Annotated in this window: 18 protein-coding genes; 15 read left to right on the top strand and 3 right to left on the bottom strand. The window is 63.3% G+C overall.

Going from position 1 to position 20,318, the window contains the following annotated elements:
• Positions 1 to 31 precede the first annotated feature (31 nt).
• The 4 genes from BLT65_RS31105 to BLT65_RS31120 all read left to right on the top strand — a co-directional run bounded on the left by BLT65_RS31105 (position 32) and on the right by BLT65_RS31120 (position 5,105).
• Entirely contained in the window at positions 32 to 703 is a 672-nt protein-coding gene (locus BLT65_RS31105; RefSeq protein WP_042309255.1) for a MarC family protein, read from the top strand.
• A 94-nt stretch (positions 704 to 797) separates the two neighbouring features.
• Complete coding sequence (locus BLT65_RS31110; protein WP_042309257.1) at positions 798 to 1,631, top strand: class II glutamine amidotransferase; 834 nt, start codon at positions 798 to 800, stop codon at positions 1,629 to 1,631.
• Between the two features lie 91 nt (positions 1,632 to 1,722).
• Entirely contained in the window at positions 1,723 to 4,041 is a 2,319-nt protein-coding gene (locus BLT65_RS31115) for a putative bifunctional diguanylate cyclase/phosphodiesterase (protein ID WP_091785137.1), read from the top strand.
• A 71-nt stretch (positions 4,042 to 4,112) separates the two neighbouring features.
• Positions 4,113 to 5,105 carry a glycoside hydrolase family 191 protein gene (locus BLT65_RS31120; RefSeq protein WP_091785141.1) on the top strand — a complete coding sequence of 331 codons (993 nt, stop codon included), beginning with the start codon at positions 4,113 to 4,115 and terminating at the stop codon, positions 5,103 to 5,105.
• Positions 5,106 to 5,127: 22 nt separating this feature from the next.
• Here the strand turns inward: BLT65_RS31120 and BLT65_RS31125 are convergent, their stop codons facing one another.
• On the bottom strand, positions 5,128 to 5,766 hold the full coding sequence (locus tag BLT65_RS31125) for a LysE family translocator (RefSeq protein WP_042309263.1): 639 nt from the start codon (positions 5,764 to 5,766) through the stop codon (positions 5,128 to 5,130).
• Between the two features lie 128 nt (positions 5,767 to 5,894).
• Positions 5,895 to 6,653, bottom strand: coding sequence for a glutathione S-transferase family protein (locus tag BLT65_RS31130; protein WP_091785144.1), 759 nt, complete (start codon positions 6,651 to 6,653; stop codon positions 5,895 to 5,897).
• Between the two features lie 274 nt (positions 6,654 to 6,927).
• Here BLT65_RS31130 and BLT65_RS47360 point away from each other — a divergent pair, with 274 nt between their 5' ends.
• The 7 genes from BLT65_RS47360 (at position 6,928) to dinB (ending at position 15,062) form a co-directional block, all read left to right on the top strand.
• A complete protein-coding gene (locus BLT65_RS47360; protein ID WP_007589740.1) occupies positions 6,928 to 7,098 on the top strand; it encodes a hypothetical protein in 171 nt (56 codons plus the stop codon).
• A gap of 706 nt (positions 7,099 to 7,804) precedes the next feature.
• Positions 7,805 to 9,100 (top strand): MFS transporter, encoded by a 1,296-nt coding sequence (locus BLT65_RS31135; RefSeq protein WP_091785146.1) that lies wholly within the window; start codon positions 7,805 to 7,807, stop codon positions 9,098 to 9,100.
• A 23-nt stretch (positions 9,101 to 9,123) separates the two neighbouring features.
• Complete coding sequence (locus BLT65_RS31140; RefSeq protein WP_091785149.1) at positions 9,124 to 11,553, top strand: glycoside hydrolase family 31 protein; 2,430 nt, start codon at positions 9,124 to 9,126, stop codon at positions 11,551 to 11,553.
• 110 nt (positions 11,554 to 11,663) lie between these two features.
• The gene (locus BLT65_RS31145) at positions 11,664 to 12,848 is read left to right on the top strand and encodes a porin (protein ID WP_091785151.1); all 1,185 of its coding nucleotides are present in this window, start codon (positions 11,664 to 11,666) and stop codon (positions 12,846 to 12,848) included.
• A 327-nt stretch (positions 12,849 to 13,175) separates the two neighbouring features.
• A complete protein-coding gene (locus BLT65_RS31150; RefSeq protein ID WP_091785154.1) occupies positions 13,176 to 13,445 on the top strand; it encodes a hypothetical protein in 270 nt (89 codons plus the stop codon).
• Positions 13,442 to 13,747, top strand: coding sequence for a hypothetical protein (locus tag BLT65_RS31155; RefSeq protein ID WP_091785157.1), 306 nt, complete (start codon positions 13,442 to 13,444; stop codon positions 13,745 to 13,747). Before BLT65_RS31150 ends, BLT65_RS31155 begins: the two co-directional genes overlap by 4 nt.
• A 160-nt stretch (positions 13,748 to 13,907) precedes the next feature.
• The gene (gene dinB / locus BLT65_RS31160) at positions 13,908 to 15,062 is read left to right on the top strand and encodes a DNA polymerase IV (protein WP_091785160.1); all 1,155 of its coding nucleotides are present in this window, start codon (positions 13,908 to 13,910) and stop codon (positions 15,060 to 15,062) included.
• A gap of 38 nt (positions 15,063 to 15,100) precedes the next feature.
• Here the strand turns inward: dinB and BLT65_RS31165 are convergent, their stop codons facing one another.
• A complete protein-coding gene (locus tag BLT65_RS31165) occupies positions 15,101 to 15,442 on the bottom strand; it encodes a hypothetical protein (RefSeq protein WP_091785163.1) in 342 nt (113 codons plus the stop codon).
• A gap of 216 nt (positions 15,443 to 15,658) precedes the next feature.
• On the opposite strand from BLT65_RS31165, the gene BLT65_RS31170 reads away from it, so the two are divergent.
• From BLT65_RS31170 to BLT65_RS31185, 4 genes are all read left to right on the top strand, one after another.
• Complete coding sequence (locus BLT65_RS31170) at positions 15,659 to 17,134, top strand: aminotransferase-like domain-containing protein (protein ID WP_091785166.1); 1,476 nt, start codon at positions 15,659 to 15,661, stop codon at positions 17,132 to 17,134.
• A 316-nt stretch (positions 17,135 to 17,450) separates the two neighbouring features.
• A complete protein-coding gene (pstS, locus tag BLT65_RS31175) occupies positions 17,451 to 18,482 on the top strand; it encodes a phosphate ABC transporter substrate-binding protein PstS (RefSeq protein ID WP_091785171.1) in 1,032 nt (343 codons plus the stop codon).
• Positions 18,483 to 18,655: 173 nt separating this feature from the next.
• Positions 18,656 to 18,868, top strand: a complete 213-nt coding sequence (locus BLT65_RS31180; protein WP_007743864.1) for a hypothetical protein — start codon at positions 18,656 to 18,658, stop codon at positions 18,866 to 18,868.
• A 416-nt stretch (positions 18,869 to 19,284) separates the two neighbouring features.
• Complete coding sequence (locus BLT65_RS31185) at positions 19,285 to 20,262, top strand: O-fucosyltransferase family protein (protein ID WP_042309282.1); 978 nt, start codon at positions 19,285 to 19,287, stop codon at positions 20,260 to 20,262.
• The last annotated feature ends 56 nt before the right edge of the window (positions 20,263 to 20,318 follow it).

Raw genomic sequence — 20,318 nt, forward strand, 5'->3', positions numbered from 1 at the left:
AAATCAAAACCATCAAAGAGCAAATTCATCGATGATTTCGAGCCTGATTTCGGAGATTCTGTTTGGCTTCACCGGGTTGATCAGCATCATCAATCCGATCGCGATCGCCTTCGTGTTTCTCGACCGAACGGATTCGCTGACGGACGCGGAACGCGCCGCGCTCGCCAAGCGGGTTTCCCTCAATGCGTTCTTCGTGCTGCTGGTCGTATTCTTTGTCGGCACGCCGATCCTGCATTTCTTCGGCATTTCAATGGAAGCGCTGCGCATCGGCGGCGGTCTTGCCGTGGCCGTCAGCGCGTGGAATATGCTCAATGCGCCGGAGCGCCAGCCGAACGAAGCGGCCGTCAAGCCCGTCGATCCCGACAACGCGATGTCGAAGGCATTCTTTCCGCTGACAGTGCCACTCACCACGGGCCCCGGCACGATGGCGACGGCCATCGCGCTGAACGCGAACCGCAGCCACAAGCTGTCGGAGTTCGTGATGTCGTCGATCGCGTCCGTGACGATTTCGTTTCTTGTCATGCTCGCAGTCTGGTTCACGTACAACCACGCCGCGACCCTCGGCCGTTATCTGGGCAAGGAAGGCACCAAGGTGGCGCTGCGCGTGTCCGCATTTTTGTTGCTGTGCATTGGCGTGCAGATCATATTGACGGGGCTGTCCGAGTTTCTTGCGCCGATCGCCAGTGGCCGGGCGGGCGGTTGAACGAATGAGCACCGGATACGAAGCGGACGTGAACGGGATGTGAACCGTTTGAAACCGGCGCGGGCCTAGGCGTTTTTCATCGAGGAGAGCGATCATGTGCCGCTGGCTGGCTTACACAGGAAACCCGATTCAGCTCGAAGCCGTGCTGTTCCGGGCCAAGCATTCGCTGATCGACCAGAGCCTGCACTCGCGGCTCGGGCAGACCACCACCAACGGCGACGGCTTCGGCGTCGGCTGGTACGGCCATCCAACCGACATCCCGTTCCGCTACCGGTGCGCGCATCCCGCGTGGAGCGACCGCAATCTGCGCGACGCCGCGCGGGCCGTGCGCGCGTCGCTGTTCGTCGCGCATATCCGCGCGGCGACGGACACCCCTTCGCAGGAAACCAACTGCCATCCGTTTCGCCACGGCCGCTGGCTCTTCATGCACAACGGTCTCGTGCGCGACTATCCTAAAGTGCGGCGCGACCTGATGCTCGGCATCGACCCGGACTTGTTCGCATCGATCGAAGGCTCGACGGATTCCGAAGTCATGTTCTTTCTCGCGCTCACGTTCGGGCTCGAAATCGACCCCGTGCTCGCGCTGGAGCGCATGGCGGGTTTCGTCGAGGAGACGGGGCAGCGGCACGGCATCGAGGCGCCGCTGAACATGACCGTCTGCGTGACGGACGGCGAACAGATCGTGTCGGCGCGCTATTCGAGCGAGCGGCAGTCGCGCTCGCTCTATCACAGCACGTCGATCCGTCATCTGATGGAGTTGTATCCGGATGATCCGCGTCTGGCCGCTGTCGGCGCAGACGCGTTCCTCGTGCTGTCGGAGCCGCTCGTCGACCTGGAAGGCTGGTGGCAGGAAATACCGGAATCGACGGCGATCGTCGCGAAGCGCGGCGGGATCGAGGCGCGGCCATTCGATCCGCATGGAAAGTAGCAGCGTTGCACGTCCACGGCCACGCGCTCCGTATAAACCCTGATACGCGGCGCGCGTCCGTCTGCCGTTGTTGCATGAAGGGAGTGCAACCATGAGTCGTCCAGTGACTGCAGACATCGCGACTGACAAGCCGTCCGAAAGCACTCGCCACCGGTCCGATCTGGCCGCCGAGGTGCTGGCATCGGAACAGAGCGTATTGCGCCTGCTCACGCGCAGCACGCCGTTGCCCGAGTTGCTGGCGGAAGTGTGCCGCCGCGCCGAAACGCTGCTAGGCGAAGGCTCGCGGTGCTCGATCCTCGTACTCGATACCGATGGCGTCACCGTGCGCGTCGGCGCGTCGCCGTCGCTGCCGGCGCATTACAGCGCGGCCATCGACGGCATGTCGATCGGCCCGTGCGCCGGTTCCTGCGGCACGGCGATGCACGACCGGCGGCTGGTGATCGTCGAGGACATCGAAAGCGATCCGCTGTGGGCGGACTACCGGCATCTCGCGCTGCCGATCGGGCTGCGCGCCTGCTGGTCAGTGCCGTTCGAGGACGACGCGGGTCAGGTGCTGGGCGCGTTCGGCGTCTACTACGACCGGCGCCGGCGTCCAGACGAAGATGAACACGCATTGCTGCACGAGATCGGCCACAGCGTCGGCCTCGCCGTCCATCAGGATCTGATGCGCAAGCGCCTCGCGGAAAGCGAGGAGCATCACCGGCTCGTCGTCGATCACCTGAACGAAGGCATCGTCGTGCAGACGCGCGAAGGCCTCGTGCTCGCCTGCAATCCGAGCGCGCGGCGCATGCTGCGCGCGACGGGCGAAGTGATCGGCCAGGACATCTACAAGGTGATTCGCGCCGCGTACTGGGAAGACGGCTCGCCCGTCGAGCCAGGCGAGCAGCCGACGCAGCGCGTGCTGCGCACGGGCAAACCCGTGGTCGGCATGACGCTGCGGCTCGAGCTGACAGGCGGCGAATCGATCTGGATCACCGAAAACGTCGTGCCCATCGTCAGGCCGGGTGAGACCGAACCGAACGCCGTGCTCGTATCGTTCAACGACATCAGCGCGGTACGCTCGGCGCGCGCGCAACTGCAGCACCTCGCGACGCGCGATTCGCTGACGGGGCTCTACAACCGCGCGTTTCTCGCCGACCGGATGAGCGCGCTGCTCGCGCCGCATGCGGGCGTCGAAGGTCAGGATGCTGAAGCGTCTCAACCTGCCGTGACGCGACTGGCCGTGCTGTTCGTCGATCTCGACGGCTTCAAGAAAGTCAACGACATCGCCGGCCACGAAGCGGGCGATGCGCTGTTATGCAGCGTCGCCGCGCGGCTTGCCACCTGCGTGCGCGGCGAGGACACGCTCGCGCGCGTCGGCGGCGACGAGTTCGTGATCGCGACGGGCGACTACGGCGACGAATCGTTTCTGACGTCGCTCGCGCAGCGCGTGCTCGATACGATCGCGATGCCATTCGCGGTCGGCGGCAACGAGTACTACCTTGGCGCGTCGATCGGCATCAGCCTCTTTCCCGACGACGGACATGACGCGCAAACGCTGATGCGCAACGCCGACTCCGCGATGTACCACGCGAAGCAGCGCGGCCGCAACAACTTCCAGTTCTTCACGGCCGAGTTGAGCGAGCGTTTGCAACGGCGCTTCGCGATCGAACAGTCGCTGCGGCGCGCGCTCGTCGCCGACGAACTGAGCCTCGCGTATCAGCCGATCGTCGAGGGGGCGACGGGGCGCATCGTCGGTGCCGAGGCGCTGTTGCGCTGGCATAACGGCGAGCTGGGTCATGTGTCGCCCGCGGAGTTCATTCCCGTCGCCGAAGATACCGGCCTCATCATCGACATCGGTCGCTGGGTGCTGGAGAACGCGTGCCTGCAGGCCGTCGAATGGCGCAGGACGATCACGCCGCATCTGATGATGGCCGTGAACCTGTCGCCGCGTCAGATCAACGGTGAGCTGATCGAGCACGTGGCGCTGAGTCTGGAGCATGCGGGGCTGGAGGCGTCCGCTCTCGAACTGGAGATCACGGAAGGCGTGCTGATGAGCGACAGCGACGCCGTCATGCCGCTCCTGACGACGCTCGCGCGCATGGGCGTGCGCATTTCCGTCGACGATTTCGGCACCGGCTATTCGTCGCTGTCTTATCTGAAGCGTTTTCCGTTGCATAGCCTGAAGGTCGACCGTTCGTTCGTCGCGGGCTTGCCCGAGCATCGCGATGCCGTGGCGATCACGCATGCTGTCGTCGCGATGGCGCATTCGCTCGGGATGAACGTGACGGCCGAAGGCGTCGAAACGAGCGAGCAGGCGGCGTTTCTGCGCTCGATCGGCTGCGAGCGGCAGCAGGGCTATCTGTTCGGCCGGCCCGTCGTGCCGGGCGAGTTCGCGCGTGAAGCGCAGCGGCTGCAGGCGGGCATCTGATCGATGCTGCTTTACGTTTGTTCACGCGGGGCGGTTACACTGGCGCTCGTTTTTTCCCTTGCGAGCGATGCGTGAACGGAGCGTTGAAGTGCGCGTTTGATGGCGCACGGCGGTTTTGTGTCGTGCTGGGTGCGGCGTTGTCGCTGGCTGGTGCAAGCGTCGCCGCGCCGCCGCCATCGCAGTCTGCGGATCAACCCGCCGACCTCGTGCAGACCCGCGCGTTCGACGCGTCGCCGTGGATGTCGTATTACGGCGATGCAGCGGCGCTCGGCAGCGTGACACGCGCGGCGTCGACCTTTCGTGTCATCGACGTCGATCTCGATCCCGACGCGGACAACTTCACGCCCGCCGAAGTCTCGGCGCTCAAGAACGACGGTCGCAACATCGTGCTGAGCTACCTGAACCTCGGATCGTGCGAGACCTATCGTTCGTACTGGCGCGACGTGCCGGAAGGCTTCGTGTCATGCGAGGCGAACAAGGCGGCGCACGCGGGCACGTATCGCGGCTACCGGCAGGAGACGTGGATGAATCTGTCGAATGCCGATTACCAGCGGCTCATCGTCGATTACGTCGCGCCGCGTCTGGTCGCGCAGGGCGCGGACGGCTTCTATCTCGACAACCTCGAAATCGTCGAACACGGAACGTCGACGCGCAACGGCCCTTGTGACGCCGCGTGTACGCAAGGCGGCCTCGATCTCGTGCGCAAGCTGCGCGAGAAATACCCGGCACTCGTGTTCGTGATGCAGAACGCGACGGGACGCACGACGCGCGAAGGCATGACGGGCGGCATTGCGTTCGCATCGCTGCTCGATGGCGTCGCGCATGAAGAGGTGTATGCGCCGAAGTACGACGCTGCGGCGGAAGCGGAACTGGGCGCGTGGAAAGCGTTGGCGCTCAGACCGAATGGACACGCGTTCTGGATCGCGACGCTCGATTATGTCGGCGGTTGCGATGCGGCGGCGAAAGCGCGCCGTGTGTTCGCGCGCAGCCGTGACAAAGGCTTCGTGCCATATGCGTCGGACAGCAGCGCGAAGCAAGGCGTCGTGTGTTACTGGGAAAAGTAACGGACGCACGCGGTTTGAACGATCACGCGCGTGACGTCAACAGCTTCAAACCCGCCAGGCCGAAGACGATCGCAAGCCCGCCGTCGAGCCAGCGGCGAATCGACAGGTACACGCGGCGCGCGAGCGGTGTCGAGAACAGCGCCGCATAGCTGCCGAACACCAGCATGCCGATCGCGAGGCATCCGGCGACGATGGTCAGCATATGCGGCGCGCCGCCGTTTGCAGGCGACGCGAGCGCCACCACCGAAATCCACACGAGAATCGCCTTCGGGTTCGTCAGATGCAGCAGCAAGCCGCGCGCGTAGATGCGGCGCAACGGCAGATGCGTCCCCGCTGATTGCGTTCCGGCAGCACGCGGCTGCAAGGCCGAGCGGCCCGACTTGAACGCGAGCCACAGCAGATAGCAGCCGCCGAAAATCTTCAGCCCGACCATCGCTCCCGAGAACGCCAGCAGCGCCGCCGAGAGCCCGAGCGCCGCCAGCATCGCCCAGAAGCACGAACCGCACACGACCCCCGCGGCGAACGCGAACGCGGCCTTGCGCCCGTCCGTGGATGCGATCGACATGATGGCCAGATTGCTCGGCCCGGGGCTCGCCGTGCCGACGAAATACGCGGAGTAGGCGAACAGGACGTTCGCGGAAAGGATCGGAAGGCTGGTCATGGGATGGGCGGGGAAGAATGAGGCGAGCGGAGATTGTCACCGGCGCGCGCATTGTGCGGAATAGACAGTTCGCGGTTCGCGAGGCAGGCCAGCGGCACTGACGATTCATGACAGTGCATGCGGAGGATTCAGCGTCGCGCCGCTCGCGTCAGGTCCGGCCAGCAGCGTTCGGCGATCCGCTCGTGATATGCCATCAAGGCGGGATGCCGCGAGATGAAATCGCGTACTGGACTCTCGAACGGATGCGCGACCGTCGTGTGGACCCACGCGAAGCCGGTGGCGTCGATCGTCGTCGGCTCGTCGCCGAGCAGGAAGCGCTGGTCGCCGAGCAGATCGGCAACGGCCTGCCAGCCTTCGATGCCCATCTGCGCGATTTCGTCGTAACTATGTCGTCCCGTGCCTTGCTCCCACGCCTGGCGCAGCACCTTGCGGCGAATCACGGGCATCAGCAGCGGCGCGAGCACGCCCACCAGCGAGCGGACGGGCGGCGGCGCGGTGAGCCGTGCGTAGTCGCTCAGAATCGGTTTGTAGATCCCCATGTTGCGCTCGACGGCCCAACGGAAATACACGGTCACGAAATACAGATGCGTTTCGAAGAGCGCCTTGATCGCGGCGGATTGCGCGCGCTGCTGCGGATCGAGCCGCGCGTCGTTGAGTGCATTCGGATGACGGCGTTGCAGGTAACTGATGATTGCGGAGGAATCGCAGATCGTCACGCCGTCGATCTCCGCGACAGGCAGTTTCTTTTTCGGCATCGCGTTGAGATTGCCGATGCGTCCTTCGTACGGAATGCCCGAGAGTCTCAGCCACGTTTCGAGCTTGACGACGAATGGACTGAGATCGGGTGGCATTGCGCCGGAACCGTCTCCGAACTTGTAAACGATCATGACGTCCTCTCATACGCCGTTGTCCTGCTGCGTGCGCCGCGCGTGGCTGGCATCCGAGATCCTACAGGCACGCGGGCGCGCGGTGAATCTGGCCACTTCAGCGTGCATTGACTTTCGTGCCAGCGCGACGCGTGGATTGTTGTCGCCACGCAAACATAGATTCCCCGCGGATGCGATTGATGCTTGACGAGGGATTCATAGAATAGATATCAAGGCGCTTCGGTTTTGAGGGCGCCAGGCGATTCAAGAGTTCGGACGAATAGCGGAGATTGACATGGACATCCTGGATGTAGCGCGACAAGCAGGCATGACCGTCGTGCTCGAAGCACGGATCGGTCGACAGGAATATCACAGTGTGCATGGATCGCTGGCGGCGCTGCAAAGCTTCGCTGAGCGGGTGAGGGCGTCGACGATGGAAGAAACCCAGGCCGTGGAGCATGAGTGAAAAAAAAGAGCCGTCGATTTGCGACGGCTCTTTGGTGTTATGTGGTCTCCAGCGCTTGATCTGGCGATTAGCCGCTGAACAGTTCGATGAGGCAGACGACCGTCGCGAACAGTCCGATGCAGCCGCCCAATGCGGCCGCACCTTGCATGAAACCTCCTAAATTCCCCATATAGCGCTCCGTAGTGTTCTGGGTGTGGCGCTAGTCTAAATCGAAAGAAATAAGAAAGGTAAAAGAAAGTATAGGCGAAATTTTTGCCGATATACGAACGCCTGTACTTGTACGACGACGTATCTCAAAGAATTTTCTCGCCACGCGGCTATTTCTTCGACCTGTTTCCCATTTCGCGAGACGCCACGGAAGATTGGACTCCTTCCGGCCTGGTTGCGGGCAGCTTTCTCAGTATTCCAATCTTCCTTTTGGCGCGTAAGAGAACAATCCGATGTTCGAATGAACATCATGCGTGTTCCGTCCACGTTTTTGTCCTTTCGCAACACAGCCGCTCGCAAATTGCGCAGAACGGCCATCTGAAAGGCCTTTCGCCCTGTGTGCTTCGTGTACTACATGGTTTTCCCTGGTATCCTACAGACGTTTCAGTGATACGATGACCGACGATAAACGCTAACTGGATGTTCGAATTCGCGCATCCACCAGCGACACCGCCGGGCAACCTCGGGCCCGGTCTGCATAAAGGAAATGGAGACAGACTTGAGAACAATCATTGGCCTGCGCTGGTGGATCATCGCGCTCGTGTGCCTCGGGACCATCGTCAACTACCTGTCGCGCAACGCGCTCGGCGTCATGGCGCCGGAGCTGAAGACGTTGCTGCACATGAACACGCAGCAGTACTCGTACGTCGTCGGCGCGTTCCAGATCGGTTACACGATCATGCAGCCGGTCTGCGGGCTGATCATCGATCTGATCGGGCTGCGTCTGGGCTTCGCGCTGTTCGCCTGCCTGTGGTCGGCAACGGGCATGCTGCACGGTCTCGCCAGCGGCTGGCTGTCGCTCGCTGCACTGCGCGGTCTGATGGGTTTGTCGGAAGCCGTCGCGATTCCGGCCGGCATGAAGGTGGTCGCCGAGTGGTTTCCGAATCGCGAGAAGTCGGTGGCTGTTGGTTATTTCAACGCGGGAACCTCGCTCGGATCGCTGTTCGCGCCGCCGCTCGTCGTGTTTCTGTCATTGCGCTACGGCTGGCAGAGCGCGTTCGCCGTGACAGGCGCGCTGGGTTTTGTGTGGGCGGCGCTCTGGTACGTGTTCTATCGCGCGCCGGCCGACCACAAGCGGATCAGCGAGAAAGAACGCACGGCCATCGTCGACGGGCAGACGCCGCCTGCTGCTCATGGCCAGGACAAGCGCCGCATCCGCGAAGTGCTCGGCACGCGTCGTTTCTGGGCGATCGCGCAGGCGCGCTTTTTCGCCGAGCCGGCCTGGCAGACCTTCAGCTTCTGGATTCCGCTCTATCTCGCCACTGAGCGCCACATGGACCTGAAGCAGATCGCGATGTTCGCGTGGCTGCCGTTCCTCGCGGCGGATCTCGGCGGTCTGTTCGGCGGATATCTGTCGCCGTTCCTGATGAAGCGGCTGCGCGTGCCGCTCATCTGGTCGCGCATCGCGGGCGTCGTGCTGGGCGCATTCATGATGATCGGTCCGGCGTGCATCGGGCTGGTCGCTTCGCCGTACGAGGCCATTGCGCTGTTCTGCGTCGGCGGCTTTGCGCACCAGATGATTTCCGCGCTCGTCAACACACTGGCCGCCGACGTGTTCGAACCCGGCGAAGTCGGCACCGCGGCGGGCTTTGCGGGCATGGCGGCGTGGATCGGCGGGCTGGGTTTTTCGCTGATGGTGGGCGCGCTGGCCGACAAGATCGGCTACACGCCGCTGTTTGGCGCGCTCGGCGCGTTCGACCTGATCGGCGCGACGCTGCTGGTGATCCTGATGCGCGGCGTGTCGCGCGATGCCCGTCTGCAACGCGTCGAAAACGGCGCGGGCAGCGCGGCTTGAACTGACTGACCTGGAAACACATCATGGCTACGTTGAAGAATCGACCTCTGTTTTCCGTCTCCGAGGCGCTTGCCGGGAATGCCGGCAATCCGATCGTGTTGTCCGACGCCAGTGGCGCGCGAATCGAACTGTTCGTTCTCGCCGACGACATCATCCGCGTGCTCGTGCTGCCGACGGGCGAGCTTCGCGGACCGCGCACCTGGTCGATCGCGCCCGGTCTGGAAGATGTGCCGCTCGACGGCCGCGACCGGCGCGACACGAGCGGCTTTGGGCAAACGGTATTCAGCGCGACGAGCGACGCGGAACGGCTCGTCGTCGAAACCGCGCAGGTCCGTCTGACGGTCGCGCTGGACGGCGGCTTCTGTTCGTGGGCCATCGCGCGCGACGGCGCATGGCACGACGTGATGAACGACCGCAAGACACAGGCGTACAACTTCGGCTGGTGGGACGAGCGCGTCTATCACTACGTTGAGCGGCAGCGCGGCGAAATGTACGTGGGCCTCGGCGAGCGCGCTGGCACGCTGGACCGCGCGAACCAGAGCTACGAGATGCGCAACATCGACGCGATGGGCTATAGCGCGCGCAGCACGGACCCGCTCTACAAGCACATCCCGTTTTACGTGACGTGGCAGCCGCAAACGTCGATGGGCTTCGGCCTGTTCTACGACACGCTCGCCGACTGCCGCTTCGACATGGGCCGCGAGCTGGACAACTATCACGGCCACTACCGTCATTTCGTCGCCGAGCATGGCGATCTGGACTACTACTTCATCGCGTCGGCGGATACGCCGTTGCACGCGGTGCGTCGCTTCACCTGGCTCACGGGCCGGCCCGCGCTGATGCCGAAGTGGGGTCTCGGCTATTCCGGCTCGACGATGAGCTATACCGACGCGCCCGACGCCCAATACAAGATGGGCGAATTCATCGAGCGCTGCCGCGAGCACGACGTGCTGTGCGATTCGTTCCACCTGTCGTCGGGCTACACGTCGATTGGCGCGAAGCGTTACGTATTCAACTGGAATCACGAGAAATTTCCGGACATCGAAGGGTTCGTACACGGCTATCTGCGTGAGGGTGTGAAGCTGTGCGCGAACATCAAGCCGTGCCTGTTGCAAGACCATCCGGCATTCGACGAAGCCGCGAAGGCGGGGCTGCTGATCGATTCCCGCGACGGCGAGCCCGCATGGGTGCAGTTCTGGGACGAAGTGGGCGCGTATCTCGACTTCACCAATCCCGCCACGATCGACTGGTGGAAGGCGCGCGTGAAAGACAGTCTGCTGCGCTACGGCATTGCATCGACGTGGAACGACAACAACGAGTTTGAAATCTGGACACCCGACGCGATCGCGCAAGGCTTCGGCGAGCCGTTCCCGGCGCATCAGGCCAAGGTGCTGCAGACGCAGTTGATGATGCGCGCATCACGCGACGCGCAGCGCGAGCACGCGCCCCGCACGAGGCCATTTCTCGTGTCGCGTTCGGGCGGCGTCGGCATGCATCGTTACGTGCAGACGTGGTCCGGCGACAACTACACGTCGTGGGAAACGCTGCGCTACAACCTGAAAATGGGCCTCGGCCTCGCGATGTCGGGCGTGTCGAACAGCGGTCATGACATCGGCGGATTTTCCGGTCCGGCGCCCGAGCCGGAACTGCTGCTGCGTTGGGTCGCGTTTGGCATTTTCCTGCCGCGTTTCAGCATCCATTCGTGGAACGACGATGGCACCGTCAACGAACCCTGGATGTATCCCGAAGCGACTGCGCAGATCGCCGGCCTCATCAAGCTGCGGTATCGGCTGATTCCGTATCTGTACGAACTGCTGTGGCAATCGCATCGTTCGTACGAACCGGTTCTGCGGCCGCTGTTCGCGGAGTTTCCGAACGATCCGCGCTGCCTCGCAGATGGCGACGACATGATGCTCGGTTCGTCGCTGCTCGTTGCGCCTGTGGTGGAGCAAGGGCAGAGCGAGCGCGAAGTGTATCTGCCGGATGGCGCGCGCTGGGCGTCGTACTGGAGCGGCGAGGTGTTCGAAGGCGGGCAGAGCGTGACGCTGCCGGCGCCGTTCGAGCAACCTGTGATGCTGCTGCGCGAAGGCAGTGTCATTCCGTTGAACGTCGCGGAGCAGCACTTCGCGCAACCCTCTGACGAGCGAGCGTTCATTGCGCTGCCGTTCAAGGGAACGGGGACTGCGCAAGGCGGTTGCGTCGAAGACGACGGCGAAACGGAAGCGTGGCGCGATGGCGTGCAAGGGCGCTGGAATGTCGCAATCGCAAGCGACGCAACCACGTTGCGCATTGCTATCGACCGCGAAGGGCAGATGCCGTTCGCGCAACACGAAGTGCAACTCAGCGTGCCTGCGTCCGAGACCCGCGCGGCGATTTGTACGAATGGCGAAGTGATCGGCGATGCAATCGTGAACGGCTGGCGCCGTCTGACGCTGCGCCTCGTGCATCCATAAATTCAACACACGACACGACCAACAGTTCGCAATTCCAATCCACCACCATGTTGCATGGGACGAGAGCAGGGCGTTGAAGCGCCTGCTCCGTCGCAAGGAGACTACAAGCAATGAAGACTTTGAAATGCACGCGCACGCGTGCAATGGCCCTCTCATGCCTGCCGTTCGCTGGCGCCTTACTGTCGACAGGTGTTTTCGCGCAAAGCAGCGTCACGTTGTACGGCGTCGTCGATAACGCATTCAGCTACGTCAGCAATCAGCGCGGCCATTCGAACTTCTACATGAGCCAGGGCAACCTGCAGGCCAGCAAGTTCGGCTTGCTAGGCGCAGAGGAACTGGGCGGCGGCACGAAAGCGATCTTCCGCCTGGAAAGCGGCTTCAATTCGCTGACGGGCGCGCAAAGCAGCGCGGGCAACTTGTTCAACCGGCAGGCGTACGTCGGCCTGAGCAACGACAAGTACGGCACGGTGACGCTCGGTCGCCAGTACACGCCTTACTTCAACATGGTCGGCGCGCTCGGCCCGACGGGCGTGCTGACGGGCGCCACGGGCGCGCACCCGGGCGATCTCGACGCGCTCGACACGACGCTGCGCTTCAACAACTCGATCACTTATGCATCGCCGAATATCGCGGGTCTCACATTCGCCGCGCAGTACGGGCTCGGCGGCGTGCCGGGCAGCGTGACGAACGGCAGCAATCTGAGCGCGGCGTTGCGTTACGACTACCAGTCGTTCTCGGCCGCGGCGGGCTACGTGAAGCTGAAGGACATCACGACGAGCCAGTCGCTCGGCAGCTTCGCGATCAATTCGCCCGTCAACAACGGCTACGCGAGCGCGAGCAGCACGCAGATGATTGCTGCCGCCGCTCGCTACAACATCAGCGACCTGATGGTCGGCGTGAACTACTCGAACGTGCAGTACGCGCCGGGTTCGCGCTCGCTGTTCGCGAGCGAGGCGGTGTTCAACACGTACGGCGCGATCGCGACGTACCGGTTCACGCCGTCGGTGATCGCGGGGATCGGCTATAGCTACACGCGCGCAAGCAAGGCGAACGGTATCGATGATCCGGCGCAGTATCACCAGATTTCGCTGGAGCAGACCTACAGCCTGTCGAAGCGCACCACGTTCTACGCGCTGGAGGCCTATCAACTGGCGCGCGGCAAGTCGCTGATCGCGTCGGGTTCGGGCGTGGCGATCGCGGACGCGGTGGCGGTTGTCGGCGATTCGCAGAACACGACGCCGTCATCGGGACCGTCGCAGTTCGTTGGCATGGTGGGCATTCGTCACTCGTTCTGACCACGTCGTCATTGAACGCGGCAGGCGATTTGCCGCGATGCATCACGAATTGACGCCGGGCGTCGCGACATTGCGACGGCCCGGCGTTTCTTTGTCCGCCGTTCGGACTTGCGCAGGGGACACACGTTCGACAGCTTCAAGGGCGTCCACGTTTGTCCTGGCGGCGGGCTGCAGCGTTGCATTTCGCCGTCGGCGAGTCTCACTCGGCCTGACCAGTTCCCGGTAATTCCGTGTCTTAGCGATTCACGCAACACCCCTTCATATCAATTGCGCAAAAGCCTGTATGAATATACAGTATCGGCGTGCGATTCAAGAGGAGCGTGCGTCATGGAAATGCGTGTGCATCACCCCGCCGTTCATCCGATGCCGGAAATCGCGGCGTTTGTCGCGGACCTGAAGTCGGCGTTCGGCGAGTGGGAAATCGACGAGGCGATCCGGCGCGGCAAGGCGGGCGAGCCTACGTTCTATGCATGCGAGAATGGCCGGTCGGTCGGCACGGCGCGCGCGGCAATGACAGACGCTTTCGCGCACGATCCTGCGCACGCCCCGGCAAGCGAAGCCCGTCAGGAAGTTCCAGGCAAGGAGAGTGAGCGATGAAGGCAGGTCGTCTATATGTCGGGCTGATTGCGCTGGCTTTGACTTCTGCGGCACACGCGGAAAAGTACGTCGAAATCTGGAATCCGCCGGAAGCGCGTGGTCATTCTGCCGCCCCGGCCGTGCAAAAGCCGCTGCGTCCGCATGCGCAAAAGCCGGCGGCGCCACGGCTTGCGAGGAAGGTCACCGAACCGGGCAACGTACAGGCGGATCACGGCGCGTCGTCGGTGGTGGCGACAAAGCGGCCCGGCAACCGGAGCATTCCGCGCAAGATCGGTCCGGATGGCAACGTGTTTCGTGTCTGACCGATGCGGGAAGGTGGCGGGCGTTTCAATCCGGGCCGTGCGTGCGACTTGCTAAACTGCATGTCCTCGTCCGCTGTGGCTTGAGCGGGCGGCATCGGCAGAATAATTTGGCGTCGCGCACCCCAACCACCGTCCTCCCTCGCAAACTGCATCACGCAACATGAGTGTCATCGTCCGCCGTATCGCGCATCTCGACATGGACGCGTTCTACGCATCCGTCGAATTGCTGCGCTATCCGGAGTTGCGTGGCAAGCCGGTTGTGATCGGCGGCGGGCGCAACGCGATACCGGAGACCTTGCCTGACGGCACGCGCCGTTTTGCGAAGCTGAAGGACTACGCGGGCCGCGGGGTTGTCACGACTTCGACCTACGAGGCGCGCGCATTCGGCGTCTTTTCGGCAATGGGCATGATGAAGGCAGCGCAACTCGCGCCGGACGCGATCCTGCTGCCGACCGATTTCGATTCCTACCGTCATTACTCGCGTCTCTTCAAAGCGGAAGTGGCGAAGTTCACGACGCGTATCGAAGATCGCGGCATCGACGAAATCTATATCGACCTCACGGACGTGCCGGGCGATGCCGCCGACATCGGTTCGCGCATCAAGCACGCCGTGCATAGCGCAACGGGCCTGACGTGCTCGATTTGCGTCGCGCCGAACAAACTGCTCGCGAAGATCGGTTCCGAGCTGGACAAGCCGGACGGCCTCACCATTCTGACGCCCGAAGACATTCCCACGCGCATCTGGCCGCTGGCTGCGCGGAAGATCAACGGCATCGGACCGAAGGCGAGCGATCGGCTGGCCGCGCTCGGTATCAACACGGTCGGCGATCTGGCGCATGCGGCGCCGGATCTGCTGCAGGCCAACTTCGGGCTCAAATACGCAACGTGGCTCACGCACGTCGCGCAGGGCAGCGATGAGCGTCCTGTCGTCGTCGAATCCGAGCCGAAGTCGATGAGCCGCGAGACGACGTTCGAACGCGACCTGCATCCACGCCATGACCGGCCCGCGCTGTCGGAATCGTTCACGCGTCTGTGCGTGCGCGTCGCGGAAGACCTGCAGCGCAAGGGCTACGTCGGACACACGATCGGCATCAAGCTGCGCTTCGACGACTTCTCCACTGTCACGCGCGATCTGACCATTCCGGCCGCGACATCGGACGCGGCGGCGATCCGGCGCGCCGCGACCGAATGCCTGAAACGCGTCGCGCTGACACGCAAGCTGCGGCTGCTTGGGGTGCGTGTGAGCGGGCTGTCGCTGGCGAGCGAGCAGGCGCCGCCGCTGCCCATACAAGCCGAACTGCCATTCACGGCTTGAGCTACGACACCAGCGCGCGCATCCCCAACGCCACCGCTTCAGCTTCGCCGAAACAGCGCACCGTTCAAGCGGCCAATCGAAACGAGCCAGCGCCCGATCGTCGCGACCATTGGCCATCCTCGCGGCCCTGTATCGATCTGCGCGATCGCGTGACGCTGCCCGGTTGCGAGGACTTCGACGAACGCTTCATACGGCAGCACATGGCGCTCGCCTTCACAAAGGACGACCGACACCTTGGGTGCGTCGCCAAGCAGCCAATCCAGCGATGCATCGCGGTAGCTCACCCGCAGCGTGCCTTCCAGCGCGACGATCGCGCTGCCGCATTTGAACCAGGCGGCGTGAATCTGGCCGGGGGCGTATCGGTATTCGAAGGGTTTCATCGAGAACTCAGTCCGGAAGCAGTCAACGGATAAGCCCGGCGATATCAGATTCGGCGGGCAACATGTCGAAAGCGTAAAGAGAGTCATCGGACCGCAACAGACTCACACGTTTAGAATCTGTACCGATACAGAGACCTGTTTTGTTGCTCTGTTTCCGTCTGAATTGCCACGGTCTGTATCTGGCGATCTATCCACGCAGCAGGCACGATCCGAAGGATGATGTTGCTGAACGACGAACCCCTTCTCGCGCCGCCCGACACGGGCGCGCCGCTCTACGAACGCCTCGCCGAGCACTATCGCCGTGTGATCGCGTCGGGCACGCTCGCACCCGGCGACCGGATGCCGTCGGTGCGCGCGTTGATGAGCCAGCATCACGTGAGTCTGTCGACGGCGATTCAGGTGTTTCGTCGCCTCGAAGACGGCGGCTGGCTGCAGGCGCGGCCGCGTGCGGGTTACTTTGTGCGGCGCGCGCCCGCCTCGAAACTGGCGACCGTCGCCGAGCCGGACATTCCAGCGCTTGCCGAGCCGGCGCGCTACGTCGGCCTGCACGAACGCATCTCGCGCGTGATCGAGCGGGCTCAGGCGTTTCCGGATGCGCTCAATCTTGGCGGCGCGACGGGCGATGCCGCGCTGTATCCGACCGAGCGGTTGCAGGCGCTCGCCTCGCGCATCCTGCGCCATCGACCGACGCTGCTGACGGAGGTCGGCGAAGACGGCGGCGCGGCGGAGCTGAGACAGGCCGTCGCGAAGCGTGCGTTGTCGACGGGCGTCACGGCCTCGCCCGACGATGTGCTCGTGACGAGCGGCGGCGTCGAAGCCGTGAACCTGGCGTTGCGCGCGGTCGCGCAACCGGGCGATACGATTGCCGTCGAATCGCCGGCGTTTTTTGGGCTGTTGCAGATACTCGAAAGTCTCGGGCTGCGCGCGCTCGAAATACCGACCAGCCCGACAACGGGCCTGTCGCTCGAAGCGCTCGATATCGCGTTGACCGCTTGCCCGGACATCAAGGCACTCGTCGTCGTGCCGAACTTGCAGAATCCGCTCGGCTGCGTGATGCCGGATGCGCGCAAGGCCGAACTCGTGCAGCTGTGCGCGCGCCGTGGCATCGCGCTGATCGAGGACGAGCCGTATCGCGAGCTGATCGAATCGACGGAACCCGCGCGGCCCCTGAAGGCCTGGGACCGCGACGGCGGCGTGATCTACTGCGCGTCGCTGAACAAGGTGCTCGCGCCGGGCATGCGGCTCGGCTGGATGTCGTCGGGACGCTGGCATGCGCGCGTGCGGCTGTTGAAATTCGCGCAAACGCGGAACAACGAGTCGCTGGCGCAGTTCGTCGCGGCCGAGTTCATTGGCTCGGGCGCGTATGACCGGCATCTGCGCCGGTTGCGCGAGAAGCTGCGCGTGCAGCGCGAGGCGAGCGCCGACGCGATTGGCCGATATTTTCCCGCTGGCACCCGGCTGAGCTTGCCGCCTGGTGGGCTGCTGCTGTGGGTCGAATTGCCGGACGGCAAGTCGTCGGATGCGCTTTTTGAAGCTGCGTTGCCGCACGGTATCCGGATCGCGCCGGGTTCGATCTTTTCGAATTCGGAGCGCTTCCGTTCTTTTATCCGCCTCAGTTGTCCGGGGCCGTTCGATGAACGGATGGACGCGGCGCTTCGTCAACTGGGGCGTCTCGCGGGGGAAATCGGTTGACGGCCGGGAAGGGCTGCGAGCGCGTGTCGGGTGTGTGTGGATTTGTCTGTGCAATCGCCGCAGCGAAGTCCGCTTCATTCGTCACCGCATTGTCATGAAGCGCGACTAATTTCGAAACGCACCCCATACAAAGCTTTCAGCAACTCACTTGCGTGGGTCCGAGTCAGGCGCCGAGGCGCGGACTCTGCTCGACTGCACTTTCGTGCATGGGACGGGAGTAAGGCGCGCAAACGCCAATGCCTGTCGACCGCACTGTCGTGCATGGGACAGGCGTAAGCGCTACAGCGCTAACGCCTGTCAACAATGGAGGAAAACCATGAAAATCGCTCTGTTTGCAGCCGCCAGCCTGATCGGCGCGCTGTCCTGCTCCTTCGCGCACGCAACCGACGTCACGGGCGCAGGCAGCACCTTCGCGGCCCCGATCTACACCAAATGGGCCGATGCCTACCAGAAGACGGGCGGCGGCCGTATCAACTACCAGGGCATCGGCTCGTCGGGCGGTATTAAACAGGTGCTTGCCAAGACAGTCGACTTCGCCGGCTCCGACGCACCGCTCAAGGACGACGAACTCGCGAAAGACGGCCTGTTCCAGTTTCCGACCGTGGTCGGCGGCGTGGTGCCCGTCGTCAATTTGCCGGGCCTCAAGCCGGGCGCGCTGGTGCTCTCCGGCCCGGTGCTCGGCGACATTTTTCTCGGCAAGATCAAGAAGTGGAACGACCCGGCCATCGCCGCGCTCAATCCCGGCGTGAAGCTGCCCGATACCGACATCGCCGTGGTGCGTCGCGCGGACGGCTCGGGCACGAGTTTCATCTGGACGCACTATCTGGCGCAGGTGAACCCGGAATGGAAGAGCAAGGTCGGCGAAGGCACGACCGTCAACTGGCCGACAGGCACGGGCGGCAAGGGCAACGACGGCGTCGCGGCGTTCGTGCAGCGGCTGCCGGGCGCGATCGGCTACGTCGAATGGGCGTACGCGAAGCAGAACAAGATGACGTACACGTCGCTGAAGAACGCGGCGGGCACCGTCGTCGAGCCGAAGACGGACAGCTTCAAGGCGGCGGCAGCAGGCGCGGACTGGTCGAAGTCGTTCTATCAGATCCTCACCAACGAGCCGGGCAAGGATGCATGGCCCGTCGTCGGTGCGACGTTCGTACTCGTGCATGCGTCGCAGGACAAGCCGGATCGCGGCAAGGAAACGCTCAAGTTCTTCGACTGGGCATTCAAGAACGGCACCCAGACCGCGCAGGAACTCGACTACATCCCGCTGCCGGATGGCGTCGTGTCGCAAATCCGCACGCAATGGAAGGCAAAGGTCAAAGACGCGTCGGGCAAGCCGATCGCCGATTGATCAGATTAAACGTATAAAAACGGGCCAGTGTGTAAAAGCACGGGCCGTCATTGAACAGTAACGGGGCATCGCGATAATGCGGATCCTGGCCTGAGAGCAATCGGGACGGGCGTGAAGCACGGCGTCGGCCGCGCGTAGCGCCAGCTATCCCGATTGAAGCCAGAGACGCACCCATGACTATTCCCATGCTGACCACACACCGTGGCTATCGTCTGCAAGCCAGCGCCGCAATTCGCGACGACGGCCTGCACGCGGCCGATCTGATCATCGAAAAGCCGGGCCTGCCCGCCCGCATCTTCAACGCACTCGACTACTTCTACGACGGCGAACAGGCGCTCAGGTACGCGACCGCCTGGGGCCGCATCTGGGTCGACATGAAAGGTTGATCTCGCATCCCGCTTTGCGGTGCCGCCTGCGCTCGACGCGGAGCGTACATCGCGCGAAGCGGGCGGCCCGCCGCGGACCTACCCATCAGTTTCAGGTATCCCCCATCCCTCAGCGATAACTTCATACGATTAGCAGCGCGAACTGCCAAGTGTATGACTTCGCACACAGTCTATTTTGCGACGCTCGACCATCGCGGTCATGCCCGATAAGATGGCGCGTGACGCAACACGTCTATTTGCTGGCTGATATTGCATCGGGCAAGCGGCCCGATTGCTATGACGAACGAGGCGCGGCAGGACCTGCCTGCATGATGGACGCCTCGCTCCCGTCGCGCACTGCGCCGCAACGTGCCTGATTTCTTCGAACACAGACGGCTTGCCGGGAAGGGCTGCCCGGCGCATGAGAGGGACGTGGCATGTTGAACAAGTTGATCGACATCGCGAGACACATCCGACGCAGCGAAGGCTTCAAACATTCGATCAGCACGCCGGGCCGCATCACGTTGCACGCGCAACAACGATTGAACCGCGGCTACTTTGCGATCGAGATTCGCGCGCACTCCGGCTTCTTTTCGGTAATGCAGATGGTGTTGTTCATCCTGATGTATTGCGAAGAAAAGCGCCTCACGCCGCTCATTTCCGCGCGCGGCGGAATTTACGGCGACGCCGAAGGCAAGGTCGACTGGTTCTCCGAATACTTCGACACGATTGGCGCGGTGCCGCTGCCCTCGTCGAGCGTGCGGGTGCGCACGTCGGTTGTGAGAGATCTCGGTGGGCTTGGGTTTCGTCGCCGGTATGAGCCGAGGCTCGATCTGCGGCACGGCAGCGCACTGTTCCGCTCGCACTATCAGCCCGCCGCGCCGATCCGCGACGAAGTGGACGCGATCCGCAAGCGGCTCGGCATCGGCGCGTCGACGCTCGGCGTGCATTTTCGCGGCACCGACAAGAAGGCCGAAGCGCACACGATCGCATGGGAAGCGTTCTGCCGCCTCGTCGAGACAACACTCGCCGAAGAGCCGCACCTGACAAACATTTTTGTGTCGAGCGACGAGCAGGCGTTCCTCGATTACTTCGTCAAATGGGACTTTCCCGTGCCCGTCAGCGTCGCGCCCGCGAAGCTGCTCGCAACGGGCGGCACACCCGTACACTTCAGCGGTCATCCGGGACTGGCGATCGGACGCGAGGCGCTGGTCGCGAGCCTGCTGCTCGCGAGCTGCGGGTATCTGGTGAAGACGCCGTCGTATCTGTCCGCCTGGTCGAAAATGTTCAATTTGTCGCTACCGGTTAAACTCGCCGTGCCGCCGCGCGAAGGCGCGTTCTGGTTCCCGGACAGCCAGATCTGGAACGAGCAGCAAGAGCGCCCCGAAATCACGGCAGAAGCAGACATCCGGTAGCAGGACCAGAAAACGGCCTGAACGGCGCGGCGCATGCCGCAACGCAATACGGCCGG

Origin of the sequence: Paraburkholderia steynii (assembly GCF_900100565.1) — a bacterium.
In the GTDB taxonomy this organism is placed as follows: Bacteria; Pseudomonadota; Gammaproteobacteria; order Burkholderiales; family Burkholderiaceae; genus Paraburkholderia; species Paraburkholderia terrae.

What these genes read in the sequence shown, in the direction of transcription:
- BLT65_RS31105 (WP_042309255.1), top strand. Translation starts at nt 32, where the DNA reads ATGATTTCGAGCCTGATTTCGGAGATTCTGTTTGGCTTCACCGGGTTG.
- BLT65_RS31110 (WP_042309257.1), top strand. Translation starts at nt 798, where the DNA reads ATGTGCCGCTGGCTGGCTTACACAGGAAACCCGATTCAGCTCGAAGCC.
- BLT65_RS31115 (WP_091785137.1), top strand. Translation starts at nt 1,723, where the DNA reads ATGAGTCGTCCAGTGACTGCAGACATCGCGACTGACAAGCCGTCCGAA.
- BLT65_RS31125 (WP_042309263.1), bottom strand. Translation starts at nt 5,766, where the DNA reads ATGACCAGCCTTCCGATCCTTTCCGCGAACGTCCTGTTCGCCTACTCC.
- BLT65_RS31130 (WP_091785144.1), bottom strand. Translation starts at nt 6,653, where the DNA reads ATGATCGTTTACAAGTTCGGAGACGGTTCCGGCGCAATGCCACCCGAT.
- BLT65_RS47360 (WP_007589740.1), top strand. Translation starts at nt 6,928, where the DNA reads ATGGACATCCTGGATGTAGCGCGACAAGCAGGCATGACCGTCGTGCTC.
- BLT65_RS31140 (WP_091785149.1), top strand. Translation starts at nt 9,124, where the DNA reads ATGGCTACGTTGAAGAATCGACCTCTGTTTTCCGTCTCCGAGGCGCTT.
- BLT65_RS31145 (WP_091785151.1), top strand. Translation starts at nt 11,664, where the DNA reads ATGAAGACTTTGAAATGCACGCGCACGCGTGCAATGGCCCTCTCATGC.
- BLT65_RS31150 (WP_091785154.1), top strand. Translation starts at nt 13,176, where the DNA reads ATGGAAATGCGTGTGCATCACCCCGCCGTTCATCCGATGCCGGAAATC.
- BLT65_RS31155 (WP_091785157.1), top strand. Translation starts at nt 13,442, where the DNA reads ATGAAGGCAGGTCGTCTATATGTCGGGCTGATTGCGCTGGCTTTGACT.
- dinB (WP_091785160.1), top strand. Translation starts at nt 13,908, where the DNA reads ATGAGTGTCATCGTCCGCCGTATCGCGCATCTCGACATGGACGCGTTC.
- BLT65_RS31165 (WP_091785163.1), bottom strand. Translation starts at nt 15,442, where the DNA reads ATGAAACCCTTCGAATACCGATACGCCCCCGGCCAGATTCACGCCGCC.
- BLT65_RS31170 (WP_091785166.1), top strand. Translation starts at nt 15,659, where the DNA reads ATGATGTTGCTGAACGACGAACCCCTTCTCGCGCCGCCCGACACGGGC.
- pstS (WP_091785171.1), top strand. Translation starts at nt 17,451, where the DNA reads ATGAAAATCGCTCTGTTTGCAGCCGCCAGCCTGATCGGCGCGCTGTCC.
- BLT65_RS31180 (WP_007743864.1), top strand. Translation starts at nt 18,656, where the DNA reads ATGACTATTCCCATGCTGACCACACACCGTGGCTATCGTCTGCAAGCC.
- BLT65_RS31185 (WP_042309282.1), top strand. Translation starts at nt 19,285, where the DNA reads ATGTTGAACAAGTTGATCGACATCGCGAGACACATCCGACGCAGCGAA.